At 69.8% G+C, this 25,117-nt stretch carries 10 protein-coding genes; 6 read left to right on the forward strand and 4 right to left on the reverse strand.

Translation table 11 applies throughout. The annotated features are described in order from the left end of the window. Position 1 precedes the first annotated feature (1 nt). Entirely contained in the window at positions 2-841 is an 840-nt protein-coding gene (locus JOE30_RS06955; protein WP_204869946.1) for an ABC transporter ATP-binding protein, read from the reverse strand. 389 nt (positions 842-1,230) lie between these two features. On the opposite strand from JOE30_RS06955, the gene dnaK reads away from it, so the two are divergent. The 4 genes from dnaK to JOE30_RS06975 are packed head-to-tail and all read left to right on the forward strand — an operon-like array spanning position 1,231 to position 5,355. Beyond that, positions 1,231-3,075, forward strand: a complete 1,845-nt coding sequence (dnaK, locus tag JOE30_RS06960; RefSeq protein WP_204869947.1) for a molecular chaperone DnaK — start codon at positions 1,231-1,233, stop codon at positions 3,073-3,075. Beyond that, on the forward strand, positions 3,072-3,680 hold the full coding sequence (grpE, locus tag JOE30_RS06965; RefSeq protein WP_204869948.1) for a nucleotide exchange factor GrpE: 609 nt from the start codon (positions 3,072-3,074) through the stop codon (positions 3,678-3,680). Before dnaK ends, grpE begins: the two co-directional genes overlap by 4 nt. Positions 3,681-3,723: 43 nt before the next feature. After that, a complete protein-coding gene (dnaJ, locus tag JOE30_RS06970) occupies positions 3,724-4,905 on the forward strand; it encodes a molecular chaperone DnaJ (RefSeq protein ID WP_204869949.1) in 1,182 nt (393 codons plus the stop codon). 27 nt (positions 4,906-4,932) lie between these two features. After that, a complete protein-coding gene (locus tag JOE30_RS06975; RefSeq protein ID WP_027506925.1) occupies positions 4,933-5,355 on the forward strand; it encodes a heat shock protein transcriptional repressor HspR in 423 nt (140 codons plus the stop codon). A gap of 3 nt (positions 5,356-5,358) precedes the next feature. Here the strand turns inward: JOE30_RS06975 and JOE30_RS06980 are convergent, their stop codons facing one another. The 3 genes from JOE30_RS06980 to JOE30_RS06990 form a co-directional block, all read right to left on the reverse strand. Beyond that, positions 5,359-6,114 carry an FAD-binding oxidoreductase gene (locus JOE30_RS06980; protein WP_204869950.1) on the reverse strand — a complete coding sequence of 252 codons (756 nt, stop codon included), beginning with the start codon at positions 6,112-6,114 and terminating at the stop codon, positions 5,359-5,361. A 13-nt stretch (positions 6,115-6,127) separates the two neighbouring features. Further along, complete coding sequence (locus JOE30_RS06985; RefSeq protein WP_204869951.1) at positions 6,128-7,603, reverse strand: trehalose-6-phosphate synthase; 1,476 nt, start codon at positions 7,601-7,603, stop codon at positions 6,128-6,130. 119 nt (positions 7,604-7,722) lie between these two features. Further along, on the reverse strand, positions 7,723-7,890 hold the full coding sequence (locus JOE30_RS06990) for a hypothetical protein (RefSeq protein WP_200933864.1): 168 nt from the start codon (positions 7,888-7,890) through the stop codon (positions 7,723-7,725). Positions 7,891-8,053: 163 nt separating this feature from the next. On the opposite strand from JOE30_RS06990, the gene JOE30_RS06995 reads away from it, so the two are divergent. Next, a complete protein-coding gene (locus JOE30_RS06995) occupies positions 8,054-8,866 on the forward strand; it encodes an alpha/beta fold hydrolase (RefSeq protein ID WP_204869952.1) in 813 nt (270 codons plus the stop codon). A gap of 31 nt (positions 8,867-8,897) precedes the next feature. After that, a complete protein-coding gene (locus tag JOE30_RS07000) occupies positions 8,898-25,067 on the forward strand; it encodes a non-ribosomal peptide synthetase (RefSeq protein ID WP_204869953.1) in 16,170 nt (5,389 codons plus the stop codon). The last annotated feature ends 50 nt before the right edge of the window (positions 25,068-25,117 follow it).

Raw genomic sequence — 25,117 nt, forward strand, 5'->3', positions numbered from 1 at the left:
GTCAGGTCCTGTCCGCGTCGAGGGCGAGGTACGCGTCCTCGAGTTCCGAGTCGACGCGGGCGAACTCGGCGACGAGCACTCCCGAGTCGACGACCGTGCGCAGGTGTCGCGCCGCGGCCTCCTCGTCGGGAAAGTGCAGGATGTCTGCTGACGATGCGGGCCGGCCCACCTCGCGCAGTCGCCACGATCGTTCGGTGGCAGGCGCCGACTCCCGCGTGCGCCCGTCCGTCATCACGAGCACGTCGTCCACCATCTCCGACAGTTCGGTGAGGATGTGGCTCGACACCAGCACCGTGCATCCGCTGTCGGCCAGGCGGCGGACCTCGTCGCGCAGTTCCACTCGTGATCGTGGGTCCATGCCGGACGCCGGCTCGTCGAGCAGCAGGATGCGCGGTCGGTGGACCAGGGCGCGGGCGAACCCGAGCCGCTGCTTCTGGCCGCGGGACAACTCGTGTGCGGGCCGGTCGGCGCGATCGTCGAGATGGACCTGCTGCAGCAGGTCGGCGGCGCGGGCACGGGCGTCCTGCGTCGACAGTCCGTGCAGCCGGCCGAACGTCGACAGGATCTCGGTCGCGGTGAGACTGTCCCAGGTGCCGAACACGTCCGGCATCCAGCCCACCGCCCGACGAAGTGCGACCGACTCGACCGGAGCCCCCTCCAGCTCGAGCGTGCCCGAATCGGGTGCGAGCAGCCCGGCGAGCATGAGCAGCAGAGTCGTCTTGCCGGCGCCGTTGGGTCCGACCAGCCCGGTCACCCTGCCAGGGGTCAGAGTGACGTCGGCGTGGGCGACCGCTGTGTGACGCCCGAACGCGCGGGTGAGACCTCGGGCAGTCAGCGACATGCCGTGGACCTTAACCGCCGGGCGCCTGTGTATGCGTCGGCCGTGCACGAGCGTCCGCAACTCGCTCCCCGAGGCGGGATCCCGTCGATCCGGCGGACTTGTGGACGCTCAGGCACGCCCGAGTGCAGGTTCCGCCTCATTCTCGCGCCGATTCGTGCCGATCCGCAGGAGTCCTCGCGATCGGGTGGGTCCAGACGCGTCGGCCGATGAGAAGGGCGACTCCTCGGGAACAAACTCGCGCACCCCTCCGTTGAGCCGTACGACTGCCATTGAGCGTGGGTCACTCAAGTACGACTTGACGGGGCGAGAATCCGACAGGCAGACTTGAGCGCAGTTCGCTCAGGCAGACGCTCGAACGATCACAGCAGCATCTATCAGGAGGTCTTCACATGGCTCGTGCGGTCGGAATCGACCTCGGGACCACCAACTCGGTCGTGTCCGTCCTGGAGGGCGGCGAACCGGTCGTGGTGGCCAACTCCGAGGGTGCACGCACCACCCCGTCCATCGTCGCGTTCGCCAAGAACGGAGAGGTTCTCGTCGGCCAGTCCGCGAAGAACCAGGCCGTCACGAACGTCGACCGGACCATTCGCTCCGTCAAGCGCCACATCGGCACGGACTGGACCGTCGCAATCGACGACAAGAAGTACACGTCGCAGGAGATCAGCGCGCGCACGCTCATGAAGCTCAAGCGTGACGCCGAGGCGTACCTGGGCGAAGAGATCACCGACGCGGTCATCACGGTGCCCGCGTACTTCGAGGACGCACAGCGTCAGGCCACGAAGGAAGCCGGCCAGATCGCCGGCCTCAACGTCCTGCGCATCGTCAACGAGCCCACCGCCGCCGCTCTGGCGTACGGCCTGGACAAGGGCGAGAAGGAACAGACCATCCTCGTGTTCGACCTCGGTGGCGGCACGTTCGACGTGTCCCTGCTCGAGATCGGCGACGGAGTGGTCGAGGTCCGCGCCACGTCCGGCGACAACCACCTCGGTGGCGACGACTGGGACGAGCGCATCGTCACCTGGCTCGTCGACAAGTTCAAGGCTCAGAACGGCATCGATCTGACCAAGGACAAGATGGCACTCCAGCGCCTGCGTGAGGCTGCGGAGAAGGCCAAGATCGAGCTGTCCTCGAGCCAGAGCACGTCCATCAACCTGCCGTACATCACGGTGGACTCGGACAAGAACCCGCTGTTCCTCGACGAGCAGCTCAGCCGCTCCGAGTTCCAGAAGATCACCGCCGACCTGCTCGACCGCACCCGTGCGCCGTTCCAGGCAGTGGTCAAGGACTCGGGCATCGCGGTCAAGGACATCGACCACGTCGTGCTCGTCGGTGGCTCCACCCGTATGCCGGCCGTCTCCGAGCTGGTCAAGGAGCTCTCCGGTGGACGCGAGCCCAACAAGGGCGTCAACCCGGACGAGGTCGTGGCCGTCGGCGCCGCACTGCAGGCCGGTGTGCTCAAGGGTGAGGTCAAGGACGTTCTGCTCCTCGACGTCACGCCGCTGTCCCTCGGCATCGAGACCAAGGGTGGCGTGATGACCAAGCTCATCGAGCGCAACACCACCATCCCCACCAAGCGGTCCGAGACCTTCACCACGGCGGACGACAATCAGCCGTCGGTGCAGATCCAGGTTTTCCAGGGTGAGCGCGAGATCGCATCGCACAACAAGCTTCTGGGCTCGTTCGAGCTGACGGAGCTGCCGCCCGCCCCGCGCGGTGTGCCCCAGATCGAGGTCACGTTCGACATCGACGCCAACGGCATCGTGCACGTGACGGCGAAGGACAAGGGCACCGGCAAGGAGAACACGATCAAGATCCAGGAGGGCTCCGGCCTCTCCAAGGAGGAGATCGAGCGCATGGTCAAGGACGCCGAGGCTCACGCCGAGGAGGACAAGACCCGTCGCGAGGAGGCCGAGACCCGCAACCAGGCCGAGTCGCTCGTCTACCAGACGGAGAAGTTCGTCAAGGACAACGACGAGAAGGTCCCCGCGGAGACCAAGGAGAAGGTCGAGTCGGCCATCGCCGAGGCTCGCACCGCTCTGAACGGCACCGACATCGCCGCCATCAAGGCAGCGGTGGAGAAGCTGAGCACGGAGTCGCAGGCCCTGGGCCAGGCACTGTACGAGTCGGCAGCAGCCGACGGAGCAGGTGCCGACGGCGCGGCCCCGACCGACGGTAGCGACGATGTCGTCGACGCCGAGGTCGTGGACGAGCCGGTCGACACGGACAAGAAGTGAGTGCTGAAGACACCGGGAAGGTAGACGCACCCGACGTCGACCCCGCCGTGGAGGAGTCCCTCGCGGGCTCCGCCACGGCGCCCCAGCCCGGTGACGTGGAGGACGAAGCAGAGGTTCTCGAGGCAGAGATGTCCGAGGGTTCCGTGGATTCCGAGGCCGCACCCGAGAAGGACGAGCTGTCCGAGCGGACGGCCGACCTGCAGCGCCTCAGCGCCGAGTTCGCCAATTACCGGCGACGCGTCGCTCGGGACAAGCAGGTGGACATCGACAACGCCAAGGCGTCGGTGTTGGCCGAGTTGCTGGGTGTGCTCGACGATCTCGATCGGGCACGCAAGCACGGTGACCTCGAGACGGGGCCGCTGAAGTCGGTGGCGGACAAGCTCGAATCCGTCATCACCGCACAGGGTGTCGTCGCGTTCGGTGACGAGGGCGATGCGTTCGACCCCGCTCTGCACGAGGCCGTGCAGCACGAGGGCGACGGCAACGACCCTGTCGTCGGCAGCGTGTTCCGCAAGGGATACAAGGTGCGCGATCGAGTTCTGCGCACCGCCATGGTCGCCGTCGTCGACGGTTCGGGCGCCGACGTGGCACCCGACCAGGCATAGTTCGACCACAACGAAGATGTGATGTGAGAGGAGGAGGCGACCGGTGAGCCAACGGGAGTGGATCGAGAAGGACTTCTACAAGGAGCTGGGCGTCTCCTCCTCCGCGTCGCAGGACGAGATCAAGAAGGCCTACCGCAAGCTTGCGCGCGACAACCATCCGGACTCCAACCCGGGGGATGCGAAGGCGGAGGAGCGCTTCAAGGCGGTCAGCGAGGCCAATGCGGTGCTCTCGGATCCCGCGAAGCGCAAGGAGTACGACGAGGCCCGATCACTGTTCGCCAGTGGCGGTTTCGGACGCGGCGGATTCTCGCCGGGCGGCGGAACCAACTTCGGCGGCGGGGGCACGGCCGGCGGGTTCGATGTGGGTGACCTCTTCGGCGGTGCCGGTGGCGGAGCCGATCTCGGGGATCTGTTCGGCGGGTTGTTCAACCGCGGCGCGGCCGGGGGTCGTACCCAGGCTGCGTCGTCACGTCCTCGGCGCGGGAGTGATCTCGCGGCCGACGTGACGCTCGACTTCCGTGACGCGGCGGTGGGAACGTCTGTCCCGCTGTCCATCACGAGCCCGTCGTCCTGCACCACCTGCCACGGCAGCGGCGCGAAGCCCGGCACGAGCCCGCGGGTCTGCCCGCGATGCAACGGTGCCGGTGTGGTCAGCCGCAACCAGGGCGCATTCGGTTTCAGCGAGCCGTGCGACGACTGCCGGGGCACCGGATCGATCATCGACGATCCGTGCACCGACTGCCGCGGCACCGGCGTGCAGAACCGCACCCGGTCGGTGACCGTGCGCGTTCCCGCCGGTGTCAGTGACGGGCAACGTGTCCGGGTGGCCGGGCGAGGCGAGGCCGGCCTGCGCGGCGCAGCTGCCGGCGATCTGCTGGTGACGGTGCACGTGAAGAGCGACGCCGTGTTCGGCCGCACGGGTGACGATCTCACACTCACGGTTCCCGTCGCGTACAGCGAGTTGGTGCTGGGCACCACGCTGTCGGTGCCGACGCTCGACGGCCGAGTGGGTCTGAAGGTTCCGGCGGGCACGGTCGACGGCCGCACCTTCCGGGTGAAGGGCCGCGGCATTCCCAAGAAGTCGAAGATCGGTGATCTGTTGGTCACGGTGAAGGTCGCCGTGCCGTCCGAGTTGGACGACGCGGCCCGCGATGCCCTCGAGGCCTACGCTGCGGCGGAGAAGGCGAGTGGTTTCGATCCACGCTCCGGGTGGCCCGGAGCCTGACGGTTCTGACGCGAGAGGAGAGTTGAGATGACTCGGACGCCCAGCGATCCGCAGGATGCGCGGGACGCAGGCGCGGACCCCGATGCCCGGATCTTCGTCATCTCCGTCGCCGCCGAACTCGCCGGCATGCACGCCCAGACGCTGCGCACCTACGACCGCCTCGGACTGGTGACGCCGTTCCGCACCACCGGCGGTGGACGACGATACTCGCCGCGCGACGTCGCGCTGCTCCGTGAGGTGCAGCGCCTCTCGCAGGACGAGGGCGTCAATCTCGCGGGCATCAAGCGGATCATCGAACTCACCAATCAGGTGGAGGCGCTGCAGGCCCGAGTCACCGAGATGGCGACCGAGCTGGCCAAGGTTCATGCCGGCTACCGACGCGATCTCGTTCCGGTGCAACGCAGTAACGCGCTCGTCGTGTGGACGCCGCGCAACCCGAAGCAGACCTGACGGTCACCCCGTGCGGATGTTCTCCGCCGGGGTTCCCGTCGTCACCAGTGCGCGCGTCGTGAAACTCGACATCGCCGGTGATCCGCACACCAGCACGCGCTGCGCCAGGTACGGCCCGCGACGCGCCACCACCTCGCCGACGCGGCCGACGAGATACTCGTGGGGCGCGAAGCCGGAGTCGGGTGCCGTCTGCAGCCGCACGGCGTCGGCCGCATCGAAGAACTCGTCGCGGTAGGGCGGGTCGACGGGCTCGTCCACGACGGGAATCACCGTGAGCCACGGGGCCGATCGCGCCATCAGGGACAGCATGTCGGCGGCGTAGAGATCGCGGGGGTGCCTGCCGCCCACGTAGAGGCGCACCCGCGGGGGCCGTGGCCGACGTGCCAGGCCCAGCAGCAGTGCGCGCATCGGTGCGAGACCCGTCCCGCCCGCGACCATCACGACGTCGTCGTCGGTGTCGTCGACGCGGAGGTCGCCCGCCGGGTCGTCGAGAGTCCAGATGTCGCCCTCGCGGGTCTCCCGGACGATGCTGGGGCTGACCCAGCCTGCCGGTACCTCGCGAATATGAAACTCGTACTTGCCGTCTCGCGACGGCGGAAGCGCGGGGGAGTACCGACGAGGCAGGTGCGGCGAGGTGGGCACCGTCACGGCGACGGACTGTCCCGCAGCGAACGGAACGAGCTCACCGACGAGGCGGACGACCAAGAGGTCACGGCGCAGCCGATGGCACTGCACCACTTGCGCTTCGACCACGGTCACCGGTCTTCGCGCATCACATCGTCGCCTGACCGATGTCCCGGTTGGAGATCATCTGGTTGGGCTCCTCGTCACCGGTGCGCCCCAGCGCCGCCAGGAACGAGCGGGCCCAGCGGTCGACGTCGTGCGCGAGCACCTGGCGCCGCATCGCCCGAATGTGGCGTCGGCCCGATTCCGGCGTCTGCTCGATCGCGGCCATCATCGCGTCCTTGACGCTGTTCAGATCGTGCGGGTTGCACTGGTACGCCTGGCGCAGTTCGGCTGCGGCGCCGGTGAACTCGCTGAGCACGAGGGAACCGCCCAGGTCGCTGCGGCACGCCACGTACTCCTTGGCGACGAGGTTCATGCCGTCGCGGATCGGCGTCACCAGCATGACGTCGGCGGCCACGTAGTAGGCGATGAGCTCCTCGCGCGGAATGGGGCGGTGCAGGTAGTGCACCACCGGATGTCCGACACGGCTGAACTCGCCGTTGATGCGCCCGACCATGCCCTCGATCTCGCCGCGCATCTGCTTGTAGCTCTCGACGCGCTCGCGGCTCGGTGTGGCCAGCTGGATCATCACGACGTCCTCGGGATCCACCCGGCCCTCGGTCAGCAGTTCCAGGAACGCCTCGAGGCGGACGTCGATGCCCTTGGTGTAGTCCAGGCGGTCGACGCCCAGCATGATCGTCTTCGGATTGCCCAGCTCTTCGCGCATCTCCCGCGCACGATCGCGCACCGGCTTACGCCGCGACTTCTCGTCGAGATCGCCCGAGTCGATGGAGATGGGGAAGGCGCCCACGCGCACGGAGCGGAAACCCACCTGCACCACACCGAGTTTGGAGCGGACGCCGATGTTGCCGCGCGAGGTCGGCTGGCCGGCGAGACGCCGTGCGAGGTAGAGGAAGTTCTGCGCGCCGCCCGGCAGATGGAAGCCGATGAGATCCGCGCCGAGCAGGCCCTCGACGATCTCGGTGCGCCACGGCATCTGCATGAACAGCTCGACGGGCGGGAACGGGATGTGCAGGAAGAAGCCGATCGTCAGATCGGGGCGCAGCATGCGCAGCATCTTCGGCACCAGTTGAAGCTGGTAGTCCTGGATCCAGACGGTGGCGTTCTCGGCGGCCGCCTTGGACGTGGCCTCGGCGAAGCGTCGATTCACCTCGACGTAGGCGTCCCACCAACTCCGGTCGTAGACGGGCCGGACGATGACGTCGTGATAGAGGGGCCACAGGGTGGCGTTGGAGAAGCCCTCGTAGTAGTCGGCGACCTCCTGCTGCGAGAGCGGGACGGGAACCAGCTCGAGGCCGTCGTCCTCGAACGGCTCGACGTCGACGTCGGGGACACCGGCCCATCCGACCCAGGCGCCGTTGTTGCTCCGCAGGATCGGCTCGAGCGCGGTGACGAGGCCACCCGGGCTGCGCTTCCAGACTCGGGAACCGTCGGGCGCCGTGTCGAGGTCGACAGGCAACCTGTTGGCGACGACGACGAAGTCCGAACCTGATGCGCTCACTGCTGATCCTCTGTCTGGACGTGGGGGCGTGCGGCGAGGCCGGCAGCCTGCCACGACGGTGTCAGCACGTGTTTACCCCACTCGTCGAACGCCAATCGGAGTGCAGGAGCGAGCGGCACTCAGGCGCGGACGGGCGGGTTGATCCCCAGCATGGACAGCAGCATGCGGCACTCGTCGGCATCCGTCGCGTAGGCGGCGACGACGCGACGCGCCATGCGGGCGGTCTCGTCGGACAGGGTCTCGATCTCTTCGTCGGCGATGTCGGTCTCGGCGGGCTCGGTGGCCATGCGGGTCTCCCTGGGGTCGAACGATGTGGTGGTGCAGCCCGGTGGGGCGCACTCGCGTACCTGAACTCTACGAGTTCGCGCTCGTTCCCGGCAAAACCGGACGCGCTCCGTGACCGGTAGCGTCTGCCCCGAACAGCTGTCGTATCGGAAGAAGGACACCCGCATGCCCATCGGCACCATCAACGGCATTCGCCTCAACTACACCGTGACGGGCAAGGGTCCGCTCGTCGTCATGGTCATGGGGACGGGCAGCCCCGGCCGGGTGTGGCAACTGCATCAGGTGCCGGCGCTGACGGCCGCGGGATTCCGGGTGTGCACATTCGACAACCGCGGCATCGCCCCGACCGACGAGTGCGCGGGCGGCATGACGATGGACGATCTGGTGGCCGACACCGCGGCGCTCATCGAGTACCTGCGGTCCGGCCCCGACGAGAAAGCAGCCGTCGTGGGCACCTCGATGGGTGCGCGCGTGGCGCAGGAACTGGCCTTGACCAGGCCCGACCTGGTGTCGCGGGCAATCTTCGCAGCCGGTCACGCCCGGCTCGACGAGTTTCAGAAGGTGCTCGGCGCCGGCGAGCGCGAGCTGGCGGACAGCTCGGCGACAGTGCCGCCGAAGTACGCGGCCGCGGTGACGGCGGCCCTGAACCTGTCTCCCGCGTCGCTGGCCGACCCCGCGAAGGCACGCGACTGGCTCGACCTGTTCGAGTTCTCCGTGCAGCCGCTGACTCCGGGCCAGCGTGCCCAGCTCGCGCTGGACGAATCGTTCGACCGCCGGTCCGCCTACCGCGACATCACGGTGCCGTGCCTGGCGATGGGCTTCGCCGACGACCGGATGATTCCCGCCTACCTGTCGCGCGAGGTGGCCGACCTGGTTCCGGGTGGACGCTACGTCGAGATCGCCGACGCGGGGCACTACGGATACCTGGAGAAGCCCGACGAGGTCAACCACGCGATTCTCACGTTCCTCCGCGAGTAACGCCGGATGAGCGTTAGGTTAGCCTACGTTCATGTCTCGGGGATCTGTCGTCACCACCGCTGTGCTGCCGTTGACCGCTGCTCAGACGGAGGTCTGGACCGCGCAGCACCTGCTGGGTGACCGCACCGACTTCGTCATCTCGCTGCTCGTCGAGATCACCGGCCCCCTCGACCTCGACCGCGCGTGCGAGGTCATCCGGTCGGTCATCGCCGATGCGGACGCACTGCACATGCGATTCGACTTCTCCGGTCCCGAGCCCGTGCAGTACCGCAGCGACGACGAGTGGTCGGTCGGCGTCGTCGACCTACGCACGGCTGCCGACCCGATGGCCGAGGCGAAGGCCTGGATCGCGGCCGACATCGCGTCGGCGGACACCAGCGGCGCCCGCGACCTGTTCGCGACGGCGCTCCTGCGCCTCGGGGACGAGCACGTGCTCTGGTACCAGCGCTATCACCACGGCATCGTCGACGGCTTCGGCATGTCGATCATCTTCAACGAGGTCCGCGCGCGCTATGCGGATCCTGAGCGGGGAGTGGCACCCGCGGGCAGGCCGGAGGCCGGTCGTCCAACCGAATCCGCGTGGGCTCTCGAGCCGCTGGTGGTCGCGGATGCGGAGTACCGCGCGTCCGAGGGTTTCCGCCGCGACCGCTACTACTGGCTCGAGCAGATGGCCGACGCCCCCGAGCCGCCGGTGCTGCTGCCCGACGTGCCCGACACGGGGTCCGCGGTCACCGAGCGGGTCTCGGTACCGATCGATCGCCTCGCACCGCTGTACGCCTTCGCCGAGACGGAGGACGTCCGACGCACCCGCCTCGCGCCGGCGGTGTGGATCGCGTACCTGTCCGCGGTCACCGGGCGTCACGACCTCGTCGTCTCGCTGCCGTCGACGGCCCGCGTGGGCCGTCGTGCGCGGACGACGCCGTTCATGGCGTCGACGATCCTTCCCGTGCGGCTGCGACTCTCGCCGTCGATGACGGTGGCCGACGTCGCGCGGGAACTGCAGCGGGCGTCGATCGGCGCGGTCCGGCACGGGCGTTTCCGCGGTGAGGACATCGCCCGGGAGCTGCGGGACTCGGGCGACCGCATGGTGCACGGACCCGGCATCAACGTTCTGATGGTGGAGCACGGCATCGACATCGGCGGCTCGCCGGCGCACATGCACAGCCTCGAGACCGGGCCGGTGCGTGATCTCGACGTCACCGTCACCGGCGGCCGGGACGACGAGCCTCTGGTCTTCGACCTGCGCTCGCGCCCCGGTGCTCACGACGCGCTGATCGGCCACCGGGACCGCTTCGAGTGGGTGCTCGATCAGGTTCTCGCGCAGCCGGATCGGGCACTGTCCTCCCTGTCGACGATGTCGGAGCCCGATCTCGATCGGCTGCTGCACACCTTCAACGACACCGCGGAACCGTCCGTGTCGACGTCGGTGCCCGCTCTGTTCGAGGCTCAGGTCGCCGCCACTCCCGATGCGGTGGCCGTGGTGCTCGGCGAGCGGGCGCTCACGTTCACCGAGCTCTCGCAGCGGGTGCATCAGCTGGCTCATGCGCTTGTCGACGCGGGCCTGCCCCGTGAGGGTGTCGTGGCCGTGTCGATGCCACGCTCGATCGAGATGGTCGTGGGAGTGCTGGCCGCGATGGTGGCGGGCGGCGCGTTCGTTCCGCTCGATCCGGACTGGCCCGCGGATCGCCGCGAGCGGGTGCAGCGTGATGCGGACACCCGCGTCGTTCTCACGGGTGCGGGCGACGAGAAGGGCCGGTGGACGGTCGATCTCGACGACTGGCAGTTCGGCGACCGGCCGACGTCCTCGCCGGACGTCGTGGTGCACGGCTCACAGCTCGCCTACGTCATCTTCACCTCCGGCAGCACCGGGACGCCCAAGGGCGCCATGATCCGCCACGAGGCCATCTGTGCTCGCATGGTGTGGCAACGCGATCGGGTGCTCGGTTTCGGACCGGGTGACGCCTCGTTGTTCAAGGCGCCGTTGTCCTTCGACATCTCGGTGAACGAGATCCTGCTCCCGTTGCTGTCGGGCGGCACACTCGTGATCGCCGAACCGGGAGGCGAGCGGGACGGCCTCTACCTGCTCGAGGTGATCTCGCGACGCCACGTCACCTTCGTCTACCTGGTGTCGTCCATGCTCGACGCACTGCTGGCCCTCGACACCGACGGATCGCTGTCCGGCCTGCGGCACGTGTGGTGCGGCGGTGAGGTGCTGACCCCGGAGCTGTTCGCGCGCTTCCGCTCTCAGCTCGGCACCACGCTGTATCACGGGTACGGGCCCGCGGAGGCCACCATCGGGGTCTCCCACGTGATCTACACGGGTGACGCTCCTCGCATCGCCACGTCGATCGGCCGCCCGAACCCGAACACGCGCCTCTACGTGCTCGATTCGCTGCTGCGACCGGTGCCGGTCGGCGTCGGGGGAGAGCTCTACGCGGGCGGATTCCTCCTCGGCCGTGGCTACGTCGGCGCACCGGACATGACCGCGTCGCGTTTCGTGGCCGACCCGTTCGGCCCCGCCGGCGCCCGGCTGTACCGCACCGGCGACCGCGCACGCTGGGCGGAGGACGGCACCCTCGACTTCCTCGGCCGGGTGGACAACCAGGTGAAGATCCGCGGCATGCGTCTCGAGCTCGAGGAGGTGGAGGCCGCGCTCGGCTCGTGCCCCGGCGTGCGACGCGCCGCCGTCGACGTGCGCCGGACCGCGGCTGGCGCAGCGTTTCTCGCCGCCTGGGTCGTGCCGGACGGGGCGACGCTGACACCCGACATGCTGCGCACCCACTGTGCTCACGTCCTCCCCGAGTACATGGTGCCGTCCACCTACGTGGTGCTCGATGCCTTCCCCACCACCGCGAACGGCAAGGTCGATCGGCGGGCACTGCCCGATCCGGAGCAGGTGCGCGGCGACGCCGTGGCCCCGCGGACGGAGCGGGAGCGCGTGCTGTGCGAGGTGATGGCGTCGGCGCTCGGTGTGGAGAGTGTGGGCGTCACGGACGACTTCTTCGCCCTGGGCGGCGACAGCATCGTGGCGATCACGGTGGTCGCGCAGGCCCGCGAACGGGGGCTGGCGATCGGCCCGCGCGACGTCTTCACCCTGCGTACCGCCGAGGCGATCGCCGGCGCGGCTCCGGCCGACCTGGTGACAGTCGACGACGATCCCGTGGGCGAGGTGGTGGCCACCCCCATCGTCGCGCGGACGCTCGACCAGGGCGGCATCGGCGCCGCGTTCCACCAGACCGCCTCCGTCGCCCTGCCTCCGGGCGCCGATCCCGCACTCGTGCGTGCCGCCGTCGAGCTCGTCGTCGCCCACCACCCGGCGCTGCGTGCCGTGTGGAGCGAGGGTCTGACCGTGCCGGCCGACGCCGTGTCCCCCGAGTTCGGCACGGGTTCCGTCGCGGAGACCGTGGCTCGTCTCGACCCGACGCGACCGGGCGGCATGGTGGCCGTGTCCCTCGAGGCCGACACGCTGATCCTGTCGGTGCACCATCTCGTCGTCGACGGGGTCTCGTGGCGCATCCTGCTCGGGGATCTGCTGACAGCACTGGGTGCGTTGAGCGAGGGCCGCACGCCCACGCTGCCACCGGTCACCACGTCGATCCGCCGCTGGGCGAGCCTGGTCGCGGACGCCGCTCAGGCAGGGCGCTTCGATCAGGAACTTCCCTGGTGGCGTGAGGTTCTGGCGACCTCGAGCGGTACCGTCGGCGCCCGATCTCTCACGGAGGCCGACCGACTGTCGGCGACGCGCACGGTCACCACCCCCGCCGACGTCACGGCGGCTCTGCTGACCGACGTCGCCGCCGCGTACCGGACCGGGCCCACCGAGGTGCTCCTCGCAGCCCTCGCCCGCACCCTCGCGTCGTGGGACGGGTACTCGGCGCCGTCGGTCGTCGTGGACGTGGAGGGACACGGCCGCGACGTCGAGGCCGTCGAGGCTCCCGCGGTCGACCTGACCCGCACCGTCGGGTGGTTCACCACCGTGCGCCCCGTCGCGCTGCCGACCGGTCCGGGCTCGGACGCCGATGTCCTGCTGCAGATCCGGGACTCGCTGCGCTCGGCGCCCGCGTCGGGCGTCGGGTACGGCGCGTTGCGGTACCTGCGCCACGAGCCCGCTCTGGCCGAGGCCGCGGCGCCGAGCGTCCTGCTCAATTACCTCGGCCGCAGTACCGAGGCGGGGGTGTCCGTCACCGGCGGCTCCGACCCTGATCGATCTGCGGCACACGCGGTGACGATCGACGTGATCGAGACCGGGGGCCAGCTCGTCTCGACCGTGCGCTGGGTGCCCGGTGTGGTGGACGACAGCATCGTCGACGCGTGGACCGCCGCGCTCGATCGCGTTGCCGGTTCTGCGTCGAGCGCTCGCCGCACGCCCGCCGACTTCCCGCTCGCTGCCCTCGGCGCGGACGACGTCGCGGCGCTCCCGGACGACGTCGAGGACGTGCTGCCTCTCACCGCGGTGCAGGACGGCATCTACTTCCACAGCACCTTCGGGGACGCGGGTAGGCCGGAGGCCGGTCGTCGTGCGGACCCGTACGTCGTGGGGCAGGTGGTCGAGATCAGCGGACCCGTCGACAGCGACGTCCTCCGCACCGCTCTCGAGCACGTGGTGGCGCGACACGCATCGCTGCGCACCAGCTTCCGACCCCTCGCCGACGGGCGCGTGGTCCAGGTGGTGCACCGCACCGTCGATGTCCCGTTCACCGTGTCCGACGGCACCGTCGACGAGGTGCTGGCCGAGCACGCCCGTGCCGGCATGGATCTGGGCACCGCGCCGCTGGTGCGCTACACCCTCGTCCGCCACGACGAGACCCGCTCGTCCCTCGTGCAGTCGATCCATCACATCGTCGCGGACGGGTGGTCGATCCCGATCATGCTGCGCGAGATGCTCGCTCACTACGGGGCCACCCCGGCGCTTCCGGCGGTCACCGCGCCGGCGTCGTGGGTTCGCCACCTCGCCGAGCGCGACGTCGACGCGTCGGCGCGAGTCTGGGGAGCCGCACTCGAGGGTGTCCGCGAGTCGGTACCCGTCCCGGCGTTCGGCGCCGCCGGCAGCGGTACCGCATCCGTACGGATCGACCTCACCTCCGACGACACCGCCGTGGTCTCGGGACGTGCGCGCGATGCGGCGGTGACACAGGGTTCTCTGCTGCACGGAGCCTGGGGTCTCGCTCTCGCACGCGCCACCGGTCGACGCGACGTCGTGTTCGGGTCGACGGTGTCCGGACGGTCGGCACCGGTTCCGGGCATCGAGTCGATGGTGGGGCTCTTCATCGACACCATTCCGGCGCGACTGCGACTGCGGGCGGACGACACCGTCGCCTCCGCGGTGCAGCGCTGGCAGCAGGAGCAGGCCGATCTGCTCGATCACCACCATGTCGGCGTGCCGACATTGCGTCGTGTCGCGGGCGTGGACTCGTTGTTCGACTCGCTGGTGGTCATCGAGAACTACCCGTTGGGCGACACCGCCATCGCCGATCCGTCCGGCACCATCGCGTTGACGGGCATCCGGGTGGAGGAGAACTCGCCGTACCCGTTGACGCTCATGGTGATTCCCGGCGATCGGATGACGCTGGAGCTGAAGTACGACGCGGCGCTGGTCTCGGTAGCGACGGCGCAGTCGATGCTGGACACCGTCGTCGCCGTCGCGACCGCACCGGCCGACACCCTCGTGTCCGCGGTGACGGCGACGGACCGTCCGGCGGTCGTCGACGCGCCCGCGTCCCACAGTTCGCCCACCTTGCTGGACCTCCTCGAGGCACAGCGCCGGGCCACCCCGGACGGCATCGCCCTCGTCCACGGCCAGGAGTCCCTCACCTATACCGAGCTGCACTCACGCGCCGAGCGGGTCGCCGCCGGCCTGTGCGAGCGTGGCGCCGGTCCGGGATCGGTGGTGGCGGTGGCACTTCCGCGCTCGATCAATCTGGTCGTCGCACTGCTGGCGGTCGTCCGGTCGGGAGCGGCGTACCTGCCGCTCGATCCGGGGTACCCGGCCGAGCGTCTGGCCTTCATGATCGAGGATGCGCAGCCCGCCGTGCTGATCGACGGCGATCTCGCACCGTTCGAGGCCGAGCCGACGGCAGCCCCCGAGCCCGCCCCGGCCGATGCCGCGTACGTCATCTACACCTCGGGGTCCACCGGCCGTCCCAAGGGAGTGGTGGTGCCGCACAGCGCCATCGTGCCCCGCCTCGAGTGGATGCGCGACCACACTCCGCTCGCCGTGGGCACCCGGGTGCTCCAGAAGACGCCCTCCAGTTTCGACGTCTCGGTCAGCGAGTTCTTCGGACCCTTGGTCTCCGGAGCGACGCTCGTGCTCGCGGACCCGGATGCGCACCGCGACACCGCCCGTCTCGTCGAGGTGATTCGCGCGCAGCAGGTCACCTGGGTGCACTTCGTCCCCTCGATGCTCGACGCGTTCCTCACCGATCCGGAGGTCGCGACGTGCACGTCGCTGCGCGTGATCGTCTGCAGCGGTGAGGCATTGTCCGCGGAGTCCGCACGCCGCGTCGGCGAACTGCTCCCACACGTGCGCCTGGACAACCTCTACGGTCCGACCGAGGCGGCAGTCGACGTCACCGCAGCGCAAGGGGTGCAGAACCACCCCGGCGACGCGGTGCCCATCGGATCTCCGCTGCCCGCCGTCGGGTTCCGCGTACTCGACGGGTGGCTGTCGCCGGTGGGAGCGGACGTGCCGGGCGAGCTGTATCTGGCGGGTCCGCAGCTGGCGCGCGGGTATCTCCGCCGCCCCGGTCTCACCTCCACCAGGTTCGTCGCCGGGCCGGACGGGGAGAGGCTCTACCGGACCGGCGACATCGTGCGGTGGCGCGACGGGGTGTTGGACTACCTCGGTCGCGCCGACACCCAGGTCAAGGTGCGGGGCTTCCGTATCGAGCTCGGCGAGATAGACGCGGCGTTGCGGTCGCATCCGTCCGTCGACCGGGCCGCGACGGTGGTGCGCACCGACCGCGGGACCGCGCAGATCGCGGCGTTCGTGGTGGGGTCGGTGGACGAGGCCGCACTGCGGTCGTACCTGGCCGACCGTCTGCCCGAGCACATGGTGCCGACGACGCTGTCCGTGGTGAGTGATCTGCCGACCGGCCCCAGCGGCAAGCTCGACCGCGCAGCGCTGCTGGCCGCCGTGCATGCGGACACTCCGACCACCACCGATGCGGGATCCGGGCCGGTCGCGCTGCTGTGCACCCACTTCCACACCGTTCTCGGTGGTGCGGCGGTAGGAGAGGACGACGACTTCTTCGCCCGCGGCGGCGACAGCATCCTGGCCATCCGGCTCGTCAACCTGGCTCGGGGCAGTGGTCTCGAGATCAGCGCCCGCGACGTCTTCGAGAAGCGCACCCCGCGTGCGCTCGCGGAGGTCGCACGTGTCGAGGCTCCGCAGGCCACCACGGTCGCGGAGTCCGGTGTCGGGGAGGTGCGCCCGCTCCCCGTGGTGCACCGACTGTCCGAGTGGTCCGGTCATACCGATCGCTTCAACCAGTCACTGCTGCTGGTGGTTCCGGCTCCGGCCGAGGAGACCACTCCGCAGCGCACCGTCGACGCTCTGGTCCACCACCACGACAGCCTGCGCCTCGTCCTGACCCGCCACTGCCGCGGTGTCTGGACCACCGCGGTGCGGCCCGAGGCCTCGGTCACCGTGCACCGCGTCCACGCGGTCGATCTCGACGAGTCGGCGTTCGCGGACCTCGTCGCACGCGAATCCGATGCCGCCACCGACCGTCTGGCTCCCGAGGCCGGCGCCGTGCTCCAGGTCGTGTGGTTCGACCGTGGCTCCGCGCCCGGCCGACTCCTCCTCGTCGCGCATCACCTCGTCGTCGACGGGGTGTCGTGGGGCATCCTCGTCGAGGACCTCGCACTGGCGTGGATCGCGCACGACAGCGGCCAGACCCCGACGCTGGACCGCGTGCGGACCTCGCTGCGCGAGTACGGCCGTCTGCTCGACGAGAGTGCTCACAGCCCGGCTCGTCTCGCGGAACTGGACCACTGGATCGCCGTCACCGCTCCGGGCGGCGCGCTTCCCACCGGCCGACCTCCGGTCTTCCCGCAACCCACCGGCCGACCTCCGGTCTTCCCGCAGACACCGGGAGACCCCGACCACGCCGTCGTCGGCCAGGGCGACGTCCGCACCGTCGAGGTGTCGTCCGAGGTCACCGTCGACGTGCTCGGCAGTGTGCCCGCTCTCGTGCGCGGCGATGTCACCGACGTCGTCGCCGCAGCGCTCCGGCTCGCCCTCACCCGGTGGTCCGTCGACCACGATGTGCTGGTCGACCTCGAGCGCCACGGTCGGTCGGACACGGCGGATCTCTCGCGCACCACAGGGTGGTTCACGTCCATCGCGCCGGTCCGGCTGCGGCCGGGAACCGATCCCGTCACCGTGCTCGCGGAGACGAAGGAGGCCCTGCGCGCGGCACCCGACGGCGGCCTCGGCTATGGGCTCCTGCGCTACGGGAACGCCCGCACCGCAGCCCTTCTCGCACACGGCGAGCAGTCGCAGATCCTGCTGAACTACCTGGGCCGGGTGCCGGCCGCCGGGTCGGCCCCGTTCGACAGGGCTCCGGAGACCGTGCGTACCGATCCTGATGCCGACATGGGCGGTCCCTACCGGCTGGTGATCAACGCGCACGTCACCGACGGTGCACAGCCGACCCTCTCGGCCCAGTTCGCCTGGTCGTCCGCGCACCTGTCGTACGAGTCGATCGACTCGTTGACCGACGAGTTCCGCACGGCTCTCGGTGATCTCGCAGAGGCCGCCCGCACCCACGACGGACCGCCGATCCTCACGCCGTCGGACGTCCCCCTCGTCGACGTCACTCCCGACGAGCTGACGGCCTTGACCGCACAGGGATCCGTCGAGACCGTGTGGCCGCTGACTCCTCTGCAGGAGGGGCTGCTCTTCGAGAGCCTGTCCGCGGGGGAGCGCGACATCTACACGGCGCAGTTCGCACTGGACTTCGATCACCGCCTCGATCTCGATCGCCTGCGCAGCGCCCTCGCCGGGCTGCAGCGCCGCCACCCGCAGCTGCGCGCGGGGTTCACGCAGACGGCGACCGGTGTGCCGGTGCAGGTCGTGTCGTCGTCGTGCGAGGTGCCCGTGCGCGAGGCACACGCCGGAGACGACGACGAGGCCGAGCGGTGGATGCAGGAGGACCGCGACACCCCGTTCGACCTGTCGACACCGCCGCTGTGGCGGGTGCTGGTCCTGCATCTCGCCGGTGAGCGCGACCGCCTGGTGATCAACCGACAGTTCCTCGTCTGGGACGGCTGGTCCAACGGCGTGGTGGTGGGAGAGTTGCTCGCCCACTACGAGAATCCGGAGCTGCCCGCCCCGTCCGACACCGCGTTCGAGCGGTACCTGACGTGGCTCGCGGAGCGCGACCGCGTCGCCGCCCGCACCGCGTGGGCAACGGCGATGGCCGGCCTCGACGAGCCGACGCTGGTGGCGCACCGCGCTGCGCCGCCGGTGGGCATCCCGCTACGTCGACGCGACGAGCTCGACGCGCAGACGACGGCCGCGCTCGTCGCCGCCACCCGTCAGCGTGGTGTCACGCTCAACGCCGTGGTCACCGCCGCTCTGGCACTGGCGATCTCGTCGGCCACCGGCCGCACCGACGTCGTCTTCGGCATCACGGTCGCGGGACGGCCGCCCGAGGTCGAGGGACTCGACACCGCACCCGGCATGTTCCTGTCGACGGTGCCCGTCCGTACCGTGCTCGACCCTCGGGAGAGCGTCGACGCCCTGGTCCGCCGTGTCCAGGGCAACCGCGTGGAGGCGATGGAGTTCGATCACCTCGGTCTCGCCGAGATCATCGAGGTGTCGCCGCACCGCACTTTGTTCGACACGCTGTGCGTGGTGCAGAACTTCGTCTCCGAGGACTCGGCGGCGTCCTTGAACGCGGCGCACGGTGTCGCCGGCACCGACAGCATCGATCACACGAACTATCCGCTCACCGTCGTCGTCACGCCCGGTGCTTCCGTCGCGGTGACGGTCGAGTACCGGCCGGAGGCGATCGACGTCGAGCGCGTCGACCTGATCGCCGACGAGTTCACCCGCCTGGTGGCCGGATTCGCGACCGAGGGGTCGCGCTCTGTCCTTCCGGCGCTGCCACGCCTCGAACGGCAGGTCGACGAGGTTCCCGATCTCACCGTGACCGAGATGCTGCTCCGCACAGCGCGAGAGAACCTCGACGCGATCGCGCTCGTCGCCGGGTCCGAGCACCTCACCTACGCCGAGTTGGCCGGCCGGGTCGAGGGTCTGGCGCGCGTCCTGCTGGGCCGCGGTGCGGGACCGGAGACCGTCGTGGCTCTCGCGTTGCCCCGCAGTCTCGACATGGTGGTCGCGCTGTTCGCCGTGTTGCGCACCGGCGCCGCCTATCTGCCCCTCGAACTCGATCATCCCGATGCGCGCATCCACGCTCTGCTCGACGACGCTCGTCCGCTGTGCACCCTGACCACGGAGCAGGTCCGTCGCCGACTGAGTGGACGCGACGGTGTCGTCGTGCTCGAACCGTTCGAGGACGAGTCACCGCTCACTGCAACCGAACTGGGGGCGTTCGCGCCCGGTACGCCGCATCGGCTCGATCACCCGGCCTACGTCATCTACACCTCCGGGTCGACCGGGACGCCCAAGGGCGTCGTCACGCCGTACCGCGGACTGACCAACATGCAGTTGAATCACCGGTCCGCCATCTTCGACCCGGTGGTGGATGCGTCACACGGACGGACGTTGCGGATCGCGCACACGGTGTCGTTCGCGTTCGACATGTCGTGGGAAGAACTCCTGTGGCTCGTCGAGGGTCACGAGGTGCACGTCGCCGACGAGGTGCTGCGCCGCGACGCCGATGCCCTGGTCCGCTACATCGACGAGGAGAGCATCGACGTCATCAACGTGACTCCCACGTACGCGTCGCTTCTCCTCGACACGGGCCTGCTCCAGGGGCATCGACCAGCGCTCGTCCTGTTGGGCGGTGAAGCCGTCGGCGACGACGTGTGGTCCGCACTGCGATCCACCGACGGCGTGCTCGGCTACAACCTGTACGGCCCCACGGAGTACACGATCAACACCCTCGGCGCGGGTACCGACGAGAGCGAGACGCCGACGGTCGGGCTGCCGATCCGCGCCACCGAGGCGCACGTGCTGGACGGCTGGCTGCGGCCCGTGCCGGACGGCGTGGCCGGCGAGTTGTACATCGCCGGAGCCGGACTCGCCCGTGGCTACGCGGGACGCGTCGGCCTCACGGCGGACCGCTTCGTCGCCGACCCGTTCGGGACGGGGGAGCGCATGTACCGCACAGGTGACCTCGTGCGTCGCCGTGTCGGAACGGGACTGATCGATTATCTCGGCCGCACCGACGATCAGGTCAAGATCCGCGGTCACCGAGTGGAACTCGGTGAGGTCGCCTCGGTCGTGTCGTCGGTGGCCGGCGTCCGCCGCGCCGCGGTCGTCACCTCGACCGGGCCGGGCGGGCTGGCCCGGTTGATCGCGTACGTCGACACCGACGCGGATGCCGAGTCGGTGCGGGCGGCCTGCGCCGTGGTCCTGCCGGACTACATGGTGCCCACCGTCGTGCTCGTCTCGTCCTTCCCGATGACCGTCAACGGCAAGCTCGACGTGGCCGCACTGCTGGCGCCGGACGACAGTGTCGTCGACGCCGTGCCGCCGCGGACCGAGGTCGAACGCGTGCTGTGCAGCGTGTTCGACGACGTGCTCGGCCGCAGCGGCACCGGGATTCACGACGACTTCTTCGATCTCGGTGGCCATTCGCTCCTGGCGACTCGCGTCATCGGCCGTGCACGGACCGCACTCGGCACCGAGCTGAGTGTGCGGGATCTGTTCGCCGCGCCCACCGTGGCGGGTCTCGCCGCACTCGTCGGATCGCGAGGCGACGACGCGCGGCCGGCTCTGCGTCGGTACGACCGACCGGACATCGTGCCCATGTCGGCTGCGCAGCAACGGCTCTGGCTGCTGCACCAGCTGGATCCGGACTCGGCCGCCTACAACTTCCCGATCGTGCTGCCGCTCCCCGAGCAGCTGGACGAGGATGCGTTCCGTCTCGCCCTCGCCGACGTCGTCGAACGCCACGAGTCGCTCCGCACCGTCTTCGGCGATGCGGACGGTGTTCTGGCGCAGCATGTCCTGACCGACGTTTCGCCCGAGTTCTCGGTGCACGAGGGCGATGCCGCCGCCGTGGTCGCCGAGATGACGGCGCGGCCGTTCGATCTGCGCCGGGAGATTCCGATCCGTGCGGCGCTGATCCGGAACGAGGACACCTCGTGCGTCGTCGTGCTCGTCCTGCACCACATCACGACCGACGAGTGGTCGGACCGGCCGCTGCTGGCCGACCTGATGGCGGCCTACGCCGCGCGACTGTCCGGTGACAGAGATGTCCGACCTCCGCTGCCCGTGCAGTACGCGGACTACACGCTGTGGCAGGCCGACCTGCTCGGCGACGTCGCGGATCCGGAGTCACTCGCGGGGCGCCAGCTCGCCTATTGGCAGTCCGCGCTGGCCGGCGCTCCCGACGAGATCGAACTCGCGACCGACCGGCCGCGTCCGCCGCGGCCGAGTCACCGCGGATCGGTGGTGCGTCGCACCGTCGATCCCGAGACCGTACGGGGCCTGCGGACACTCGCGCGGAGTCTCGACGCCAGTGTCTTCATGACTCTGCACGCGGCGTCCGCCGTTCTCCTGCACCGCATCACCGGGTCCGACGACATCGTGCTCGGCGCCCCGGTGGCCGGACGCGGTGAGGAGGGGCTCGACCAGCTCGTCGGGTTCTTCGTCAACACGCTGGTTCTGCGCACCACGGTCGACGGTCGCTCCACGCTGCAGCAGGCGGTCGAGGAGGCGCGCTCGGTCGACCTCGAGGCCTTCGCGCACGCGGATGTGCCGTTCGACGCGGTGGTCGCGCGGGTCGCTCCCGAGCGCAGCATGTCGCGGAACCCGCTGTTCCAGGTCATGATCAGCCACCACACCGGTCCGCTCGGTGACGGTGACGCGGCGCTGATGACGCCGGCGAAGTTCGACCTGGTGTTCAACTACACCGAAGATCTCACCTCCGACCGCCTGGTGCTCGAACTCGAGTACGCCGAGGATCTGTTCGACGCGGCGACCGCCGAGGCTGTCACGGCACGTCAGCTCGCGGTGCTCGATGCACTGGCGACCGACGCCACGGCGGTGGTCGACGACGTCGACATCTTCCTACCCACCGAGCGCGACGACGTCGTCCGGCGCTTCAACGACACCGCGCGTGCGGTGCCCGAGGAATCGCTGTTCGACTCGTACCTGCAGTGGGTCGAGACCACTCCGGACGCGATCGCGGTGGTGGACGAGACCACGACGTGGACCTACGCGGATCTGCACGAGCACGTCCTCGACATCGCCGCGGAGTTGCAGCGGCGCGGCGTCGGCCCCGAGGCCGTGGTCGCGGTCGCGGTGCCGCGGTCGGTGTGGACCATCGCGGCGACCATGGCGGTGCTCGCGGTGGGCGCGGCCTATCTCCCGCTCGATCTGAAGCATCCTGCGGATCGACTCGAGTACATGGTCACCGATTCGGGGGCGACCCTCGCCCTGACGTCGGCCGCGGCCACCGCGCAGGTGCCGTCGGCGGCCGAACACGTCCTCGTGGAGGACATCCCGCCGTCGACCGGTGTGGAGCTCGTGCGACCCGCCTCGCTCGAGCTCGCGGCGTACGTCATCTACACGTCCGGTTCGACCGGCCGCCCCAAGGGGGTCGTGGTGCCGCACGAGGGCATTTCGTCACTCGTGGCCACGGCGGAGGACCGCATGAGGCTCACCACCGGATCGGTGGTCCTGCAGTTCGCGTCGGTCGGCTTCGACGTCGCGGTCTTCGAACTCGCCATGGCGCTCTGCACGGGATCGCGACTGGTGATCGTGCCCGACGATGCGCGTGTCGCGGGTCCCGAGCTCACCGACTTCTGCGCCGAGCACGAGGTGACCCACGCGATCATCCCGCCGTCGCTCATGGCGGCGCTCCCGCCGGGATGTGCACTGCCCGAGGGGTGCACCGTGCTCGTGGGTACCGAGACGGTGCCGCCCGCGGTGATCTCGGCCTGGTCGGAGCACCTGAACCTGCTCGCGGCGTACGGACTCACCGAGGCGACGGTCAACAACACTCTGTGGCAGGCCCGTCCGGGCTGGACGTCGTCCGTGCCCATCGGTGTGCCCGACCCCAACGAGCGGGCGTACGTGCTCGACGATCGGCTGCGGCCCGTCCCGGTCGGGGTATCGGGGGAGCTGTACATCGCCGGCCGCGGGTTGGCGCGCGGGTACCTCGGGCAGCCGGGGCTCAGTGCCCATCGTTTCGTGCCCGACGTCGCCGCTGCCGGTGGGAGGATGTACCGCACCGGCGACCGGGCACGCTGGCGTGCCGACGGCAATCTGGACTTCCTCGGCCGAGTCGACGACCAGATCAAGGTGCGGGGGTTCCGGATCGAGCCGGGCGAGATCATGGCCGCGATGGCGTCGTTCGACGGTGTCGACCAGACCGCCGTCGTCGTGCACGAGTCGTCCGGGGTGAGCCGCCTCGTCGGATACGTCACCGGGCGTGACGATCTCACGGGCGACGCGGTGCGGACGCACGCGGCGACGGTGCTGCCGGACTACATGGTGCCCACTCTCGTCGTGGTGGTCGACGGGACGTTGCCGTTGACACCCAACGGCAAGCTGGATCGAGCCGCGTTGCCGCAGCCCGAGTGGTCGTCGGTGGTCGGCGGCCGCGCTCCCACCACCGACCTCGAGCGCGCGCTGGTGCGCAGTGCCGCAGCGGTTCTGGGTCTGGACGAGCTGGGTACGGAGGACGACTTCTTCGCTCTCGGCGGTCATTCGATGGCCGCGATGCAGTGGGTGTCGGCCGTCCGCGCCGAGCTCGACCTCGACATCTCGGTGCGCGATGTCTTCGAGGCGTCGACCGTCCGCGCCTTGGCGGAGCGTCTCGCCGGCCGCGGCGGACACGCGGGACCGCACCTGACCGCGCACCCGGGCAGGCCCGTCGTGGTGCCACTGAGTCCCATGCAGGAGACCAGGTTGCAGAACGGGCACGTGGTGCAGGCCGACCACGCACTGGTGCTCGAGCTGCCCGGCCTGGACGCGGCGGTGCTCGCCGCCGCGGTCGGCGATGTCGCGGAGCGGCACGAACCGCTGCACTCGGTTCTGGTGCCGGGGGAGGGGTCCGCCCTCGGCGATCCGGTGGCGCTCGAGACCGTCGACGTCGGGGCGGACGACATCCGCCGCCGCGCCTACGAGATCGCACAGGAAACCCTGGATCTCACACAGCGGCCCGGTCTCCGAATAGTGCTGTTGGAGAAAGAAACCGGAGAACGACTAGTTCTCCTGGTCATGCACTACTGGGCCGTGGACGAGTGGTCGGTCGTCCCGTTGCTCACCGATCTGATGCACGCCGCGCAGGCGTGCTCCGGTGTCGAGGCGCGGGAGTTCGCGCCGCTACCGCTGCGATACAGCGATGTCGCGCGCTGGGCCGTCGAGCGCCGGGTCGCCGCGGCGGAGTCGATCACCGCCTGGCGCGTGGCACTGGATGGTGTGCCGGGTCGAGTGACCCTGCCGGTCGCGCTGGGGGAGTCGGGGTCCGACGCCGTCGCGGTCGACATCGATGTCGACGTGCTGCGAGCGCTGCGCAGCATCGAGGGTGCGGGTCTCGTGTCGGTTCTGCACGCCGCCTTCGCGCTGGCTCTCACCGACCTCGGTGCCGGTGAGGACCTGGCGATCGCCACGATGGTCGCCGGACGCGACGACGAGAGCACGCATGCCATGGTGGGTGCCTTCGCCGACGTCGTGCCGATCCGGACGCGAACGGGATCGGATCTGGCGACGGTGGCTCGTCGGGTGCAGGCGGAGACCGTCGCGGCCCTGAGTCGTTCCGGACCCTCGTACGTCGACATCGTCGAGGGCGCGGGTGTGCCCGAGATGTGCCGTCCACAGTTCCTGGTGGTGCATCACCATGTCGCGGACCTCGGCGACGTGGGCGCGGCGCTCCTGCCGGTGCCCGTGGGTCGACCGTGGGCCGACCTGACGTTGAGCGTGCACGAGAGCGAATCCGACCACGGCGCTGCACTTTTCGCGCAGCTGCAGTTCGCCGCGGGTGCCGATCACGGGGCGATCGGTCGGTTCGTGGAACGGCTCACTCTGCACCTGCGATCGGTCGCGGAGGGCTGGTAGACCAGCAAAGGCTAGGCTAAGCTGACCAACGGTCCCGACGTCCACGCGAC

Source organism: Rhodococcus sp. PvP016, assembly GCF_017832185.1.
In the GTDB taxonomy this organism is placed as follows: Bacteria; Actinomycetota; Actinomycetes; order Mycobacteriales; family Mycobacteriaceae; genus Rhodococcoides.